Source organism: Auraticoccus cholistanensis (assembly GCF_009742705.1).
In the GTDB taxonomy this organism is placed as follows: Bacteria; Actinomycetota; Actinomycetes; order Propionibacteriales; family Propionibacteriaceae; genus Auraticoccus; species Auraticoccus cholistanensis.
Genome location: NZ_WPCU01000006.1, coordinates 207 through 14,627 on the forward strand (window position 1 = coordinate 207; position 14,421 = coordinate 14,627).

The 14,421-nt window shown below is 75.6% G+C and carries 13 protein-coding genes; 11 read left to right on the forward strand and 2 right to left on the reverse strand.

What is annotated here, in order from left to right; translation table 11 throughout:
• The first annotated feature begins 118 nt into the window (after window positions 1–118).
• From glmS to GC722_RS09985, 5 genes are all read left to right on the forward strand, one after another.
• Window positions 119–1,963, forward strand: a complete 1,845-nt coding sequence (gene glmS / locus GC722_RS09965; protein ID WP_156609926.1) for a glutamine--fructose-6-phosphate transaminase (isomerizing) — start codon at window positions 119–121, stop codon at window positions 1,961–1,963.
• On the forward strand, window positions 1,960–2,310 hold the full coding sequence (locus tag GC722_RS09970) for a holo-ACP synthase (protein WP_331714646.1): 351 nt from the start codon (window positions 1,960–1,962) through the stop codon (window positions 2,308–2,310). Before glmS ends, GC722_RS09970 begins: the two co-directional genes overlap by 4 nt.
• A gap of 34 nt (window positions 2,311–2,344) precedes the next feature.
• Window positions 2,345–3,859, forward strand: coding sequence for an NAD(P)H-hydrate dehydratase (locus GC722_RS09975; protein WP_331714647.1), 1,515 nt, complete (start codon window positions 2,345–2,347; stop codon window positions 3,857–3,859).
• Window positions 3,856–5,061 carry an alanine racemase gene (alr, locus tag GC722_RS09980; protein ID WP_331714648.1) on the forward strand — a complete coding sequence of 402 codons (1,206 nt, stop codon included), beginning with the start codon at window positions 3,856–3,858 and terminating at the stop codon, window positions 5,059–5,061. Before GC722_RS09975 ends, alr begins: the two co-directional genes overlap by 4 nt.
• A gap of 113 nt (window positions 5,062–5,174) precedes the next feature.
• Window positions 5,175–6,299 (forward strand): alpha/beta fold hydrolase, encoded by a 1,125-nt coding sequence (locus tag GC722_RS09985; RefSeq protein ID WP_331714649.1) that lies wholly within the window; start codon window positions 5,175–5,177, stop codon window positions 6,297–6,299.
• A gap of 15 nt (window positions 6,300–6,314) precedes the next feature.
• Here GC722_RS09985 and GC722_RS09990 read toward each other — a convergent pair whose 3' ends face one another.
• Entirely contained in the window at window positions 6,315–7,445 is a 1,131-nt protein-coding gene (locus GC722_RS09990) for a glycosyltransferase family 4 protein (RefSeq protein ID WP_331714696.1), read from the reverse strand.
• 371 nt (window positions 7,446–7,816) lie between these two features.
• Window positions 7,817–8,494: a hypothetical protein gene (locus GC722_RS18310; protein ID WP_231747706.1), complete on the reverse strand. Its 678-nt coding sequence runs from the start codon at window positions 8,492–8,494 to the stop codon at window positions 7,817–7,819.
• A 93-nt stretch (window positions 8,495–8,587) separates the two neighbouring features.
• On the opposite strand from GC722_RS18310, the gene GC722_RS09995 reads away from it, so the two are divergent.
• The 6 genes from GC722_RS09995 to GC722_RS10020 are packed head-to-tail and all read left to right on the forward strand — an operon-like array spanning window position 8,588 to window position 14,413.
• The gene (locus GC722_RS09995) at window positions 8,588–9,955 is read left to right on the forward strand and encodes a DEAD/DEAH box helicase (protein ID WP_231747707.1); all 1,368 of its coding nucleotides are present in this window, start codon (window positions 8,588–8,590) and stop codon (window positions 9,953–9,955) included.
• Between the two features lie 20 nt (window positions 9,956–9,975).
• Window positions 9,976–10,980 (forward strand): tRNA (adenosine(37)-N6)-threonylcarbamoyltransferase complex ATPase subunit type 1 TsaE, encoded by a 1,005-nt coding sequence (tsaE, locus tag GC722_RS19240; protein WP_331714650.1) that lies wholly within the window; start codon window positions 9,976–9,978, stop codon window positions 10,978–10,980.
• On the forward strand, window positions 10,977–11,690 hold the full coding sequence (gene tsaB / locus GC722_RS10005) for a tRNA (adenosine(37)-N6)-threonylcarbamoyltransferase complex dimerization subunit type 1 TsaB (protein ID WP_156609928.1): 714 nt from the start codon (window positions 10,977–10,979) through the stop codon (window positions 11,688–11,690). Before tsaE ends, tsaB begins: the two co-directional genes overlap by 4 nt.
• Window positions 11,687–12,151, forward strand: a complete 465-nt coding sequence (gene rimI / locus GC722_RS10010; protein ID WP_156609929.1) for a ribosomal protein S18-alanine N-acetyltransferase — start codon at window positions 11,687–11,689, stop codon at window positions 12,149–12,151. Before tsaB ends, rimI begins: the two co-directional genes overlap by 4 nt.
• Entirely contained in the window at window positions 12,144–13,214 is a 1,071-nt protein-coding gene (gene tsaD, locus GC722_RS10015; protein ID WP_156609930.1) for a tRNA (adenosine(37)-N6)-threonylcarbamoyltransferase complex transferase subunit TsaD, read from the forward strand. Before rimI ends, tsaD begins: the two co-directional genes overlap by 8 nt.
• On the forward strand, window positions 13,214–14,413 hold the full coding sequence (locus GC722_RS10020; RefSeq protein WP_156609931.1) for a class I SAM-dependent methyltransferase: 1,200 nt from the start codon (window positions 13,214–13,216) through the stop codon (window positions 14,411–14,413). Before tsaD ends, GC722_RS10020 begins: the two co-directional genes overlap by 1 nt.
• Window positions 14,414–14,421 lie beyond the last annotated feature (8 nt).

A 14,421-nucleotide genomic window follows, 5' to 3' on the forward strand; every position in this document is an offset into this window, starting at 1 on the left:
TTTCCAGGGCCTTTTCGCCGTGGTCCGCGACGTGCGCCGGCGCGCGTGCACGACACCGCGGGGGCGGGTCCTGCCCACGACGCGGTGCAGCGGCCGTCGGGCGCTTAGGGTGGGGCCCATGTGTGGAATCGTGGGCTACGTCGGTCCCCAGCCGGCGACGAAGGTCGTGCTGCACGGGCTGAAGCGGCTGGAGTACCGCGGGTACGACTCCGCCGGCGTGGCGGTGCCCGCCGAGGGGGGCCTGGCCGTGGCCAAGAAGGCCGGCAAGCTGGCCAACCTGGAGCGGGAGATCGAGTCGTCGCCGCTGCCCGACAGCGGCACGGCCATCGGGCACACCCGCTGGGCCACGCACGGGGCCCCGACCGACGTCAACGCCCACCCCCACCGCAGCGACAGCGGTCGCGTGGCGGTCATCCACAACGGCATCATCGAGAACTTCGTCGCGCTGCGTCGTGAGCTCCAGAGCTCCGGGATCACGATGACGTCGCAGACCGACACCGAGGTGGTGGCTCACCTGCTCGGTCGGGAGCTCGAGTCGGGGTCGGAGCTGGCTCAGGCGATGCGGACGGTGTGCCAGCGGCTGCACGGCGCGTTCACCCTCGTGGCCGTGGACGCCGAGCACCCCGGCACCGTGGTGGCGGCCCGGCGGAACTCGCCGCTGGTGGTCGGCCTCGGCGACGGCGAGAACTTCGTCGCCTCCGACGTCGCCGCGTTCATCGAGCACACCCGGGACGCGGTCGAGCTCGGCCAGGACCAGGTCGTGGTGATGACCGCCGACTCCGTCGAGGTGACCGACTTCCAGGCCCGCCCCGCCGAGACCACGCCGTACCGCGTCGAGTGGGACCTGTCGGCCGCGGAGAAGGGCGGCCACGACTGGTTCATGCGCAAGGAGATCTTCGAGCAGCCGAAGGCGGTGGCCGACACCCTGCTGGACCGGCTCACCCTCGACGGCGCGCTCAAGCTCGACGAGATCCGCATCAGCCCCGACGAGCTGCGCCGCGTCGACAAGATCGTCATCATCGCCTGCGGCACGGCCTCCTACGCCGGGCTGGTGGCCAAGTACGCGATCGAGCACTGGACCCGCATCCCGTGCGAGGTCGAGCTGGCCAGCGAGTTCCGCTACCGCGACCCCATCGTCGGACCCTCCACGCTGGTGGTCGCCATCAGCCAGTCCGGGGAGACCGCCGACACGCTGATGGCCATCCGCCACGCCAAGGAGCAGCGGGCCCGGGTGCTGGCCATCTGCAACACCAACGGCTCCACCATCCCGCGCGAGTCCGACGCGGTCATCTACACCCACGCCGGCCCCGAGATCGGGGTGGCCTCGACCAAGGGCTTCCTCACCCAGGTGGTGGCCTGCTACCTGCTGGGCCTCTACCTGGCCCAGGTCCACCAGACCAAGTTCGGCGACGAGATCGCCGCGGTGCTGGCCGAGCTGGAGGCGCTGCCGGAGAAGATCCAGCACGTCCTCGACGGCCAGCAGCAGGCCCTCGACCTGGCCCAGGAGCTGGTCGACCGGCCGTCCGTGCTGTTCCTGGGCCGCCACGTCGGCTACCCGATCGCCCTCGAGGGGGCGCTCAAGCTCAAGGAGCTGGCCTACATCCACGCCGAGGGGTTCGCCGCGGGCGAGCTCAAGCACGGCCCCATCGCGCTGATCGAGGACGGCCTGCCCGTGTTCGTCGTGGTGCCGCCGCAGGGCCGGGACATGCTCCACGACAAGGTCGTCTCCAACATCCAGGAGGTCCGCGCCCGCGGCGCCCGCACCATCGTGCTCGCCGAGGCCGACGACCCCGAGGTCGAGCCCTTCGCCGACGTGCTGATCAAGCTGCCCAAGGTGTCCACCCTGCTGCAGCCCATGCTGGCCATCGTCCCGCTGCAGCTCTTCGCCTGCGAGCTGGCCACCCTCAAGGGCCACGACGTGGACCAGCCGCGCAACCTGGCCAAGTCGGTCACCGTCGAGTGATCGTCGGGGTCGGCGTCGACCTGTGCGAGATCGCACGGTTCGAGGCAGCGGAACGACGGCACCCAGGTCTGACCCGGCGGTGCCTGACCCCGGCCGAGGCGGCGACCTCGCTGGCCTCGCGGGCCGCCCGGTTCGCGGCCAAGGAGGCGCTGGCCAAGGCGCTCACCTCACCCGGTGGGCTGGCCTGGCACGACGCCGAGGTCGTCACCTCGGCCAGCGGTGCACCCTCGCTGGTCATGCGGGGGACCGTGCTCGCCCGGGCCGAGTCCCTCGGCGTGACCCGGGTGCACCTGTCGCTGTCCCACGACGCCGGCCACGCCATCGCCATGGTCGTCTGCGAGGCTTGACCCACCCACCACCGAGCCCGGACCGGGAGGACCTGTGCTGGTAGCCCACCGCGTCGACCACATCCGTGCCGCGGAGGAGAGCGAGATGGCGGCGCTGGAGGCGTCCGGTCGCCCGGCCGGGGAGCTCATGCAGCGCGCCGCCGCGGCGCTGGCCACCGCCGTGCTCGACGAGCTGGGCGGCGGCTACGGCCGGTCGGTGCTGGTGCTGGCCAACTCCGGGGGCAACGGCGGGGACGCCCTGCACGCCGGAGCGCGGCTGCTCCGCCGCGGGGTCGCGGTCCGTGCCTGCGCCACCAGCAGCCAAGGGCTCCACCGGGGTGGGGCCCACGCCCTGCTGGCGGCCGGCGGCCGCACGGTCGAGCTCGGCGAGGCCGAGGCCCTGCTGCAGGCGGGCCGGGTCGACCTGGTGCTCGACGGGGCGCTCGGCATCGGCGGACGCGGCGGGCTGACGGGGACGGCGTCACGGCTGGCCGAGGTCTGCGCCCGGACCGGTGCCCGCGTGCTCGCGGTCGACCTGCCCTCCGGGCTGGTGGCCGACAGCGGGGCGGTGCACGAGTCCTTCACCGCCACCCGCACCGTCACCTTCGGCACCCGGCGGCTGGTCCACCTGCAGCAGCCGGCGGCGTCGCGCTGCGGACGCGTCGAGGTGGCCGACATCGGGCTGCGCCTCCCCGAGCCCGACCTCCGCGGCTGGGAGGTGGCCGACCTGGCCGCCGCCCTGCCCGTCCCCGGCCCCACCGACCACAAGTACAGCCGTGGGGTGGTCGGTCTCGACACCGGCTCGGCGCAGTACCCCGGCGCGGCCCTGCTGGGGGTCCTCGGCGCCGTGCACACCGGCGTGGGCATGGTCCGCTACCTCGGCTCGGCCGCCGAGACGGTCACCGCGCGCCTGCCGAACGTGGTGACCGCCGCCGGTCGGGTGCAGGCCCTCGTCCTGGGCTCCGGCTGGGGTGCCGACGAGGACGGACCACGCCGGCTGCGCGAGGCCTTCGCCCGCACCCACGACGAGGGGTCCGCCCTGCTGCTGGACGCCGACGCGCTCGCGGCCCTGCCGGCGCTGGTCGAGGACCCGACGCCGCGGCCCGCCCCGGACCGGCTGCTGCTCACCCCGCACGCCGGCGAGCTGGCCCGGCTGCTCGACCGCGACCGCGACGACGTCGAGACCGACCCCCTCGGCGCCGCGCGGGAGGCGGCGACCCGGTACGGGGCGACCGTCCTGCTCAAGGGGGCCAGCCAGTACGTGGTCCGGCCGGGCGTCGACGTCGTCGACGTCGCCCTGCCGGGTCCCGCGTGGACCGGGCAGGCCGGCTCCGGCGACGTCCTCGCCGGGATCTGCGGGTCGCTGCTGGCCGGCGGCCTGCCCGCCGGCGACGCGGCCGCCGCCGGAGCGTCCCTGCAGGCCCTGGCGGCCGCCCGTCACCCGGGCCCGCAGCCGCCGCAGACCCTGGCCGAGCGCCTGCCCGAGCTGGTGGCCGGGCTCACCTCGGCGCCGGGGGCGACGCGGCGCCGGGCCGGCACCGCCGAGGTCGGGGCACAATGGGGCCCGTGAACGTCTCCCCAGGTCCGGCGGCGGGGCTCATCCACCCCGCCACCGCCTCCGCCGAGATCGACCTCGAGGCCTACCAGCACAACCTGCGCCAGCTCGCCGCCCACGTCGCCCCGGCCGAGCTGCTGGCCGTGGTGAAGGCCGACGCCTACGGCCACGGGCTGGTGCCCTGCGCCCGGGCGGCCCGCGAGGCCGGCGTCCCGTGGCTCGGCGTCGCCACCCCGGGCGAGGCCCTCGCGCTGCGCGAGTCCGGGGACACCGGGCGGCTGCTGTGCTGGCTGTACGGCCCCGATGAGGACCTGACGTCGCTGGTCGCCGCGGACGTCGACGTCTCCGCCTCCTCGGTCGAGCAGGTCAGCGACCTGGTGGCCGCGGCCGCGACCTGCGAGCGGTCCGCCCGGGTGCACCTCAAGGTCGACACCGGTCTGCACCGCAACGGCAGCCCGCTGGAGGAGTGGCCCGCCCTGGTGGGCGCCGCCGCCGAGGCCGAGCGCTTCGGCGCGCTCGAGGTCGTCGGCGTCTGGTCACACCTGGCGGCCGCCGAGGACCCCGACCACCCCAGCACCGACGCCCAGCTGCAGGCCTTCGAGGAGGCCCTCGAGATCGCCCGGGCCGAGGGTCTGGAGCCGGCCACCAACCACCTGGCCAACTCCGCCGGCGCGCTGCTGCTGCCACGCAGCCACCACCAGATGGTGCGGGTGGGGATCGCCGGCTACGGGGTCGACCCGGCGCCCGGGGTGGCCGCGTCCGCCGGGGTGGCGCTGCGGCCCGTGATGAGGCTGCGGGCGCAGCTGGTCAACGTCAAGGACGTGGCCGAGGGGCAGGGCGTCTCCTACGGCCACACCTGGGTGGCCGACCGCGACACCCGCGTCGGGCTCGTGCCGCTGGGCTACGCCGACGGGATCCCCCGCCACGCCAGCTCCCGGGCCGAGGTCTGGGTCGGCGACCGGCGCGCTCCGGTGCGGGGCAGCGTGTGCATGGACCAGCTCGTCATCGAGCTCGGCCCCGACGCGCCCGAGCAGGTGGGCGACGAGGTGGTGCTCTTCGGCGCCCCGCCCGCGCCGACGGCCGAGGAGTGGGGCCAGGTGTGCGGCACCATCGGCTACGAGATCGTCGCCCGGATCGGCGCCCGGGTGCCGCGGCACCACGTCGGTGCCGGTGGCGCGGCCGCCCCTGGTCGCGGGCAGGGACGGGACACCCGGTGAGCCGGGGCGTGCCCGACCGCCGCCGCGGCCGGCCGCTCCCGGCTGCCCGGCCCGCGCCCGTGCGGACCCCCCAGGCCGCCCGGCAGAACCCTCCCCACCCGCGTCGTCCCGTCGTGCCGTCCATCCCCTTCCGGGTGGGACGGCACCGTGAGCCCGGCGGGCTGGCCCGGGCGGTGGGCGTGTTCGCCGGACTCACCGCCCTCGCCGCAGGCGGGGTGGCCGCCGGGCTCGAGCTCGAGCGCCGCATCGTCGGCCGCGGCTCCCGCGACCGGGACGTCCCCGCCGAGGACTTCTTCGGCCTCCGCTCCGACGGGCCGGCGGTGACCACCTCCGACGGGCTGGTGCTGCACACCGAGGTCGACGAGCTCGCCGACCACCAGCCGCTCGGGGACGGGCCGGTGTACCCCGAGCTCACCGTGGTGATGGTCCACGGCTACGCGCTGAGCCTCGACTGCTTCCACTTCCAGCGCAAGCACCTGCGCGGCCGGGCCCGGCTCGTCCTCTACGACCAGCGCAGCCACGGACGCTCACCGATGGCGGACCCGAAGAGCTGCCGCATCGACCAGCTCGGGGACGACCTGCTGGCCGTGCTGCAGCAGACCGGCGTCACCGGGCCCGTGGTGCTGATCGGGCACTCCATGGGCGGCATGACCGTCATGAACCTGGCTCGCCGCCACCCCGAGCTGTTCGGCGACCTGGTCGCCGGCGTCGTGCTGCTGTCGACCTCCCCGGCCGACCTGGGGGAGCACTCACCCATCCGCGGCATCCCCGGCCGGGCGTTCTCGCGGGTGGTGCCGCCCACGCTGGCCCTGCTGAACCGGGTGCCGGAGCTGGTCACCCGCAGCCGGCGGGCCGGGTCCGACCTCGGCTTCGTGGCCACCAAGCAGCTCGCCTTCGGCACCGAGGTGCCACCGTCCTACGTCGAGTTCGTCAGCGAGATGCTGGCCGAGACCTCGCTGCAGGTGGTCGCCGACTTCTACCCGGCGTTCTCCGAGCTGGACGAGATCGCCGCCTTCCCGGTGCTGGCCGGCGTCGAGACCGCGGTGGTGGGCGGCCAGGACGACACGATCACCCCGATCGAGCACACCGAGGTGATCATCGGCCTGCTGCCCGGGGCGGACGCGCTGGTGCTGGAGAACTCCGGTCACATGGCGCTGATCGAGCACCACCTGCAGGTCGACGAGGTGATCGACGCCCTGCTGGTCAGGGTCGAGCGCAACCGTCGCGAGGCCGCCTGAGCCGGCCCGGACGGCTCAGACCACCTGCTGCAGCCGGTGCGCCTCGACGGCCGCCCGGTAGTGGCCGACCAGCCGCTCGCAGACCGCCGACCAGGTCCGTCCCCGCACCGACTCGCGCGCCGCGCGGCTGAAGGCCAGCCGCTTGCGCTCGTCACCGACCAGGTCCTGCACCTGGCTGCGCAGCGTCGCCAGGTCGCCGGCCGGGTAGAGCCAGCCGGTGTGGCTGGGGTCGATCAGGTCGATGGGGCCGCCGCGGGCCGGGGCGATCGCCGGCACCCCGCTGGCCAGCGCCTCCTGCACCGACTGGCAGAAGGTCTCCATCTCGCCCGGGTGGACGAACACGTCCAGGCTCGCCATCGCCCGCGGCAGGTCGTCGCCGGTCAGCTGGCCCAGGAACACCGCCCCGGGCAGCTCCGCCTCGAGCTCCGGGCGCCGCGGGCCGTCGCCGATCACCACCAGCCGGGTGCCGGGCAGGTCGGCCAGCACCCGCAGGTCCTCGACCTGCTTCTCCGGCGCCAGCCGGCCGACGTAGCCGACGATCCGCTCACCGCCGGGGGCGAGACGGCGACGCAGCTCCTCGTCGCGCCTGCCGGGGGAGAACCGGACGGCGTCCACCCCGCGGCCCCACATGCCCACCCGCGGGATGCCGCGGTTGATCAGCACCTGCCGGGTGTAGGAGGAGGGGGCCAGCGTCATCGTGGCGAGGGAGTGGGTGTTGCGGACCCGCCGCCAGATGAACGACTGCGCCGGGCCGATCCAGTACCGCGTGGCGAAGGAGGCGTACTCGGTCTGGTAGACGGCCACGCTGGGGATGCCCATCCGGTGGGCCACCGTGACGGCCTTGTGGCCCATGCTGATCGGGGCCGCCGCGTGCACCACGTCGGGCTGGAAGTCGGCCAGCACCGTCTCCAGCCGCAGGCTGGTGGTCACCCCGAACGGGAGGTCGGGATAGCCCGGGAAGGTGCCCGAGGGTGCGGCCACGACGGGGAAGCCGGCGTAGCTGGACGGCGCCTGTCCACCGCTGGAGGGGGCGATCACGAGGGCCTGGTGGCCGGTGTCGCGCAGGTGCTCCAGCACCCGCATCACCGAGTGGGCCACGCCGTTGACCGACGGCAGGAAGCTCTCTGTCACGATCGCTACGCGCACAACCACGACTCCATCCTCGTCCGGTGACGACTCCGGGACCGGCTCCGGTCACGTCGCCCAACGCTGGGTGACGACCCGGTGCCGGACCGGTCCCCATGGTGTCACGCGACGTCCACCCGCCCCGGCACCTCGACCGGCGCAGCGCGATTCTGGTTCCTGGGGCCCGGCTGGTAGGCTCTTCTCCATGCCCGGCTGCGCAGCGCAGTGCGGGAAGTGCAGCGCCTGACTCAGCCACCACTCCGGTAGGCCCAGAGGTCGTGGCGCACGCGGTTCGCCAACCCACCCCCGTCGCACAGCCACGGGGATCGGCGTGCCCACGACAGGGTCTCCGACCCGGATGAGAGCTACACGTGCCCAACCGTTCCACCTCCTCACGTCCCGCCGGCGCAGCCGCCGCCAAGAAGGCACCCAAGAGCCACAAGGCCGACGGCACCGCCAAGAAGCGCTGGTCGGCCGCCGAGCGCGCCGACCGCGGCCACGGCCCGCGGCGCAGCGGCGGACGACCCCGCAGCGAGTCCGGCTTCGGCGCCGACCGCCCCGGCCGTGACGAGACCCCGCGGCGCTTCGACCGCGACGAGGCCCCCCGTCGCTCCGACCGCGAGGACGCCCCCCGTCGCTCCGACCGCGACGACCGCGCCCGCACCGACCGTCCCCGTTTCGAACGTGACGACCGGCGGCGCTTCGAGCGTGACGACCGTCCGCGTCGGTTCGACCGCGACGACCGGCCGCGCTTCGAGCGTGACGACCGCCCGCGTCGGTTCGACCGTGACGAGCGTCCCCGCTTCGAGCGTGACGACCGTCCCCGTTTCGAGCGCGACGACCGTCCGCGTCGGTTCGACCGCGACGACCGGCCGCGCTTCGAGCGTGACGACCGTCCGCGTCGGTTCGACCGTGACGAGCGTCCCCGCTTCGAGCGTGACGACCGTCCCCGTTTCGAGCGCGACGACCGTCCGCGTCGGTTCGACCGCGACGACCGCCCCTCGGGCGACCGCGAGCACCGCCGTGGCGCCAGCCGTCCCCCCGTCGACCAGCACGGCGGCCGCCGCCACGAGTCCCGTCCGCACCGGTTCGCCGAGCGCGCCTCCGGGGCCGGCGACCGGCGTCCCGAGTGGCAGCAGGTCGTCGAAGGCACCGAGGACCAGATGAGCTGGACCGAGGCCGCCGCGGTCGACGTCACCGAGCTGGCCACCGCGGAGGAGGGCAACGGCTTCGCCGCCCTCGGCCTGCCCGGCGTCCTCGTCGGGGCCCTGGCCAGCCAGGGCATCACCACGCCGTTCCCGATCCAGGCCGCCACCATCCCCGACGCGCTCGCCGGGCGCGACGTCCTCGGCCGGGGCCAGACCGGCTCGGGCAAGACGCTCGGGTTCGGGCTGCCGATGCTGAGCCGCCTCGCCGACGGACCCCGCGGCCGCACCCGCGGCGTCGTCCTGGTGCCGACCCGCGAGCTGGCCATGCAGGTGGCCGACGTGCTCTCCCCGCTGGCCTCCACCGTCGGCCTCTCGGTCGTGCTGGTGGCGGGCGGTATGGCCTACGGGCCCCAGCTCAAGGCCTTCGACCGCGGCGTCGACGTCGTCGTCGCCACCCCGGGCCGGCTGATCGACCTGATGGACCAGGGCGCCGCCGACCTCAGCTCGGTCGAGATCACCGTGCTGGACGAGGCCGACCACATGGCCGACCTGGGCTTCCTGCCCGACGTCCGCCGGGTGCTGGACTCCGTCCCGCCGACCGGTCAGCGGCTGCTCTTCTCGGCCACCCTGGACCGGGGCGTGGACACCGTGGTGCGCGAGTACCTCGACGACCCGGTGACCCACGAGGTCGACTCCGGGCAGGCCACCGTCAGCACGATGGCCCACCACGTCTTCCAGGTGAAGCCCTACGAGAAGCAGACGATCACCGCCGAGGTGGCCAACCGCGAGGGCCGCACGGTCCTGTTCGTCCGCACCCAGCGCGGGGCGGACCGGGTCGCCAGCCAGCTGCGCGAGGTCGGCGTGATGGCCGGTGCGCTGCACGGCGGCCTCACCCAGGGCGCCCGCAGCCGGATCCTCTCCGCCTTCAAGGAGGGGACGGTGCCGGTGCTGGTGGCCACCGACGTGGCCGCCCGTGGCATCCACGTCGACGAGGTCTCGCTGGTGCTCCAGGTCGACCCGCCGATGGGCCCCAAGGACTACCTGCACCGCGCCGGGCGCACCGCCCGCGCCGGTGGTGAGGGCGCCGTGGTGACCCTCTCCCTGCCGCACCAGCGGCGCGAGGTGGCCCGCCTGGTCAAGCAGGCCGGGGTGGCCACCGTCGCCCAGGACGTCTCGGCCGACGACGAGCAGGTCTACCGGGCCACCGGGGCCCGCAAGCCGTCCCGGCCCGCCATCGAGGACGCCGAGTACGAGCGGATGATCGCGCCCCCGGTCAAGGCCCGCGGCAGCCGCCGCCCCGGCGGCCAGTTCCGCGGTCGCGGTCGCGCCCAGGGCGGTCGTCAGGGTGGTGGCCGTCCCCGCGGTGGTCACCGGCCCGTCTGAGGATTCCCTAGACTGTGCCGGTGCCACCCGCTGAGCCCGTACCCACGGCGGAGGGCGCTGCGGCGCCCGAGCGCTCGCTCTGGCTCGCCGTCCCCGAGGACGCCGAGGCCATCGTCGAGGTCATCCGCGCCGCCTTCGCCGCCCGCCCCCCGGTCGACCCGCCGTCGACCGCGGACCGCGAGACGGCCGAGACCGTCCGCGAGACCCTGCGTCGGGGCAGCGGCGTGACGGCGTGGGTCGGCGAGCGCCTCGCCGGCGTCATCCTGCTGGTGCCCCGACCGGACGGCGTCGCCACCCTGCAGCGGGTCTCGGTCCACCCCGACTTCCAGCGGCTGGGTCTGGCCGGGGAGATGGTGGCCGCCGCGCACCGGCTGGCCGCCGAGCTGGGCTGCCGGGAGGTCGAGCTGCTGGCGCGGGAGGAGTTCCCCGCCCTGGTGGACTGGTGGCTGCGCCGGGGCTACCGGGTGGTCGACCACCGCGACCACGGGGTGATCCTCTCCCGCGCGGTGCCCGTCGTCCTCCGGGTCCCCACCGCCGAGGACATGCAGCAGCTGGGGGAGCGGCTGGCCGACGTCCTGCAGGCCGGCGACCTGATCATCGCCGAGGGCCCGCTGGGTGCCGGCAAGACCACCCTCACCCAGGGCATCGGACGCGGGCTGCAGGTGGCCGACCCGGTGATCAGCCCCACCTTCGTCCTCTCCCGGGTCCACCGGCCGCTGGGCGGGCGCCCCGGTCTCGTGCACGTGGACGCCTACCGGCTCGGCTCCGCCGAGGAGCTCGACGACCTCGACCTGCCCAGCAGCGGCGCCGGCAGCGTGCTGCTGGTCGAGTGGGGACGCGGCCGCGCCGAGCAGCTCTCCGAGCACCGCCTCGACGTCGAGGTCCACCGCGACGACCCCACCACGGACGCCCGCACGGTGGTCGTCACCCCGGTGGGGGAGCGGTGGGCCGGTGTCGACCTGGCCGCGGTGCTCGACCCCGACCGGCGCGCCGAGCAGGCCGGAGCCGCGGCGGTGGCGCGATGAGCCTCACCCTCGCGCTGGACACCTCCACCGTGGCCGCGGTCGGTCTCGCCCGCGGCACGGAGCTGGTCGCCTCCCGCCGCTTCGACGACACCCGCGCCCACGTCGAGCAGACCACGCCGCTGGTCACCTCGGTGCTGGCCGAGGTAGGTCACACCCTCGCCGACGTCAGCCGGATCGTCGTCGGCACCGGACCCGGCCCGTTCACCGGCCTGCGGGTCGGCCTCGCCACCGCGGAGGTGCTGGGTCTGGCCCTCGGCGTCCCGGTCCGCGGGGTCTGCAGCCTGGACGTGCTGGCCACCCAGGCCGTCGCCGAGGGGCCGCTCGACGGGGACTTCCTGGTGGTCACCGACGCCCGCCGCCGCGAGCTCTACTGGTCCCGCCACGACGCCGCCGGACGCCGCACCGCCGGCCCGGAGGTGGGCCCGGCCGAGGTCCTGCCCGACCTGCCGGTGGTGGGGCCGGGCAGCGCCCTGCACCCCGACCCGGCCCGCCGGCTGGGTCTGGCCGCCGTCCTCGACGCCGGCGTGATGGCCTGCTCCGCCGACCACCTGCCCGACGCCGGCCTGGAGCCGCTGTACCTGCGGCGCCCCGACGCCACCGTGCCGGGACGTCCCAAGTCCACGCTGGTCGAGCCGCCGCGGACGGCGCGGCTGTCGCCCCCGCCGGCCGCGCTCCGCGCCCGCCGGCGCCCCCAGGACGGCGAGCGGTGAGCGTCCCCGAGCTGGACCGTGCCCGCCCCGACGACCTGGAGCTCGTGATGGAGCTCGAGGAGGCCAGCTTCGACCCGCGGGAGCAGTGGAGCGAGGGCGCCTGGGCCGAGGAGCTGCACGGTCACGACCGCCGGGTGTGGGTCGCCCGCAGCGGCGCCGGCGAGGTGCTGGGCGTGGTGAGCTGCCGGGTCGTCGGCGACACCGCCGACCTGCACCGGGTGGTGGTGGACAGCTCCGTGCGCCGGCAGGGGATCGGCACCGCCCTGCTGACGCACGCGCTGGCCGGCTGCCGGGCGGCCGGCGCCCGCCGCATGCTGCTCGAGGTGCGCGCCGACAACGCCGCGGCGCTGTCGGTGTACCGCCGGCTGGGCTTCAGCGAGGTCGACCGCCGCCCGGGCTACTACGGCCGGGGCAGCGACGCCGTGGTGATGCGCCGACGTCTGGAGGACGACGATGACTGACGCCCGCCCCTCCCGCGAAGCGGGACAGCCTCTCGTCCTGGGCATCGAGTCCTCCTGCGACGAGACCGGTGTCGGCATCGTCTCCGGGACCACCCTGCTGGCCAACGAGGTCGCCTCCAGCGTCGAGGAGCACGTCCGCTTCGGCGGCGTGGTCCCCGAGGTGGCCAGCCGCGCCCACCTGCAGGCCCTGGTGCCCACCATCCAGCGCGCCTGCCGCACCGCCGACGTCGACCTCTCCGAGCTCGACGGCATCGCCGTCACGGCCGGGCCTGGGCTGATGGGGGCCCTGGTGGTCGGCCTGGCGGGCGCCAAGGCGCTGTCGGCGGCCACCGGCGTCCCGCTGTACGGGGTGAACCACCTGGCCGGTCACGTCGCGGTCGACCTGCTCGACCACGGTCCGCTGCCGACGCCCTGCGTGGCGCTGCTGGTCTCGGGCGGGCACACCTCGCTGCTGCGGGTCGGCGACATCGCCACCGACATCACCGAGCTGGGCGCCACCATCGACGACGCCGCCGGCGAGGCCTACGACAAGGTGGCCCGGGTGCTCGGGCTGTCCTACCCCGGAGGTCCGGTGATCGACCGGGCCGCCCGCGACGGCGACCCGCGCGCGATCCGCTTCCCCCGCGGGCTCACCGCCCCCAAGGACCTGGTCCGCCACCGCTTCGACTTCTCCTTCTCCGGGCTCAAGACGGCGGTCGCCCGGTGGGTGGAGACGGCGCGGCTGGAGGGCCGCGAGATCCCGCTGGCCGACGTGACGGCCTCCTTCCAGGAGGCGGTCTGCGACGTCCTGAGCGCCAAGGCGGTGGACGCCTGCCGCCACGTCGGGGCGGACCACCTGCTGATCGGCGGCGGCGTGGCGGCGAACTCGCGGCTGCGCTCGCTGCTGGCCGAGCGCACCGCCGAGGCCGGGATCACCCTGCGCACCCCGCGGCCGGTGCTGTGCACCGACAACGGGGCGATGATGGCCGCCCTCGGCGCCGAGGTCGTCCGCGCCGGCGGACGCCCGTCGGCGCCGGACCTGGGTGCCGACCCGGGCCTGCCGGTCAGCCGCATCCTGGTCTGATGGACCCCGCCCTGGTCGAGCGGCTGACCGCGCCGGAGGGCCGTTCCGCGCTCGAGCTGGCCGCCGCCCAGCGCGACCCCAGCAGCCCCGCGGCGGTGACCACGCTGCGCCGCTCGGTCGACGCCGAGCTGTCGTCGGCGGCCCTGCAGCAGGAGACGCTGCGCCGGCGGGCCGCGGCCAAGTTCGGCGCTGCCGCTGCCGGGCTGCTGCTCACCCCGGACGGGCTGGAGCAGGCCTCGCGGCCGGAGGTCGCCGACCACCGGGCCCGGCGGTTGGCCGCCACCGGTGCCCGGGCGGTGGTGGACCTGGGCTGCGGGATCGGTGCCGACGCCCTGGCCTTCGTCCGGGCGGGTCTGCGGGTGGTGGCGGTGGAGCGCGACCCCGGCACCGCCGCGGTGGCCCGCGCCAACCTGGCCGGGCTCGCCGAGGTCGTCGAGGCTGCGGCGGAGGACGTCACCCACCTGCTGGGTCCCGGCGTCGCCGCGTACTGCGACCCGGCGCGGCGCGACGCCCGCGGCCGGCTCTGGGACGTCAGCCAGTTCAGCCCCGGCTGGGACCTCGTCCGGTCGCTGCTGAGCCGGGCCGAGCCGGCGGCGGTGAAGCTCGGGCCCGCGCTGCCGCACGCGATGCTGCCCGAGGAGGTCGAGGCGGAGTGGGTGACCCACCGCGGCGACACGGTGGAGGTCTGCCTGTGGTCCGGTCCGGGGGTCGAGCCCGGCACCCGGACCGCCACCCTGCTCCCGGGAGGGGACCGGCTGCGGGTGGGGGCGGGGGAGCGCTCCCGGCGGGCACCGGTGGGGCCGATCGGCTCCTACCTGCTGGAGCCGGCCGGGTCGGTGATCCGGGCCGGTGGGGTGGCCGTGCTGGCCGAGCAGCTGGGCGCGCACCTGGTCGACCCGCAGATCGCCTACCTGACCACCTCGACCCCGCCGGACTCCTCGTTCGTGGACGTCTTCCGGGTCCGCGAGGTGCTGCCCTGGCGGGAGAAGACGGTCCGGGCCTGGCTGCAGCAGCACCGGGTCGGCCGCCTGGAGATCAAGAAGCGCGGCCTCGACCTGGACCCCGCCGTGCTCCGCCGCCGGCTCAAGCCGTCGGGCCCGGAGGCGGCGACCCTGCTGCTGACCCGCACCCCGCAGGGTGCCCGGGCCGTGCTGGCGGACCGGGTCGCCGAGCCGCCAGCACCGGTCGCGGCCCCCTGACCGGCCGC

Bases quoted from the DNA above. Each gene is read 5' to 3' on its own strand.
- glmS (WP_156609926.1), top strand. From the start codon at position 119: ATGTGTGGAATCGTGGGCTACGTCGGTCCCCAGCCGGCGACGAAGGTC.
- GC722_RS09995 (WP_231747707.1), top strand. From the start codon at position 8,588: ATGAGCTGGACCGAGGCCGCCGCGGTCGACGTCACCGAGCTGGCCACC.
- tsaB (WP_156609928.1), top strand. From the start codon at position 10,977: ATGAGCCTCACCCTCGCGCTGGACACCTCCACCGTGGCCGCGGTCGGT.
- tsaD (WP_156609930.1), top strand. From the start codon at position 12,144: ATGACTGACGCCCGCCCCTCCCGCGAAGCGGGACAGCCTCTCGTCCTG.
- GC722_RS10020 (WP_156609931.1), top strand. From the start codon at position 13,214: ATGGACCCCGCCCTGGTCGAGCGGCTGACCGCGCCGGAGGGCCGTTCC.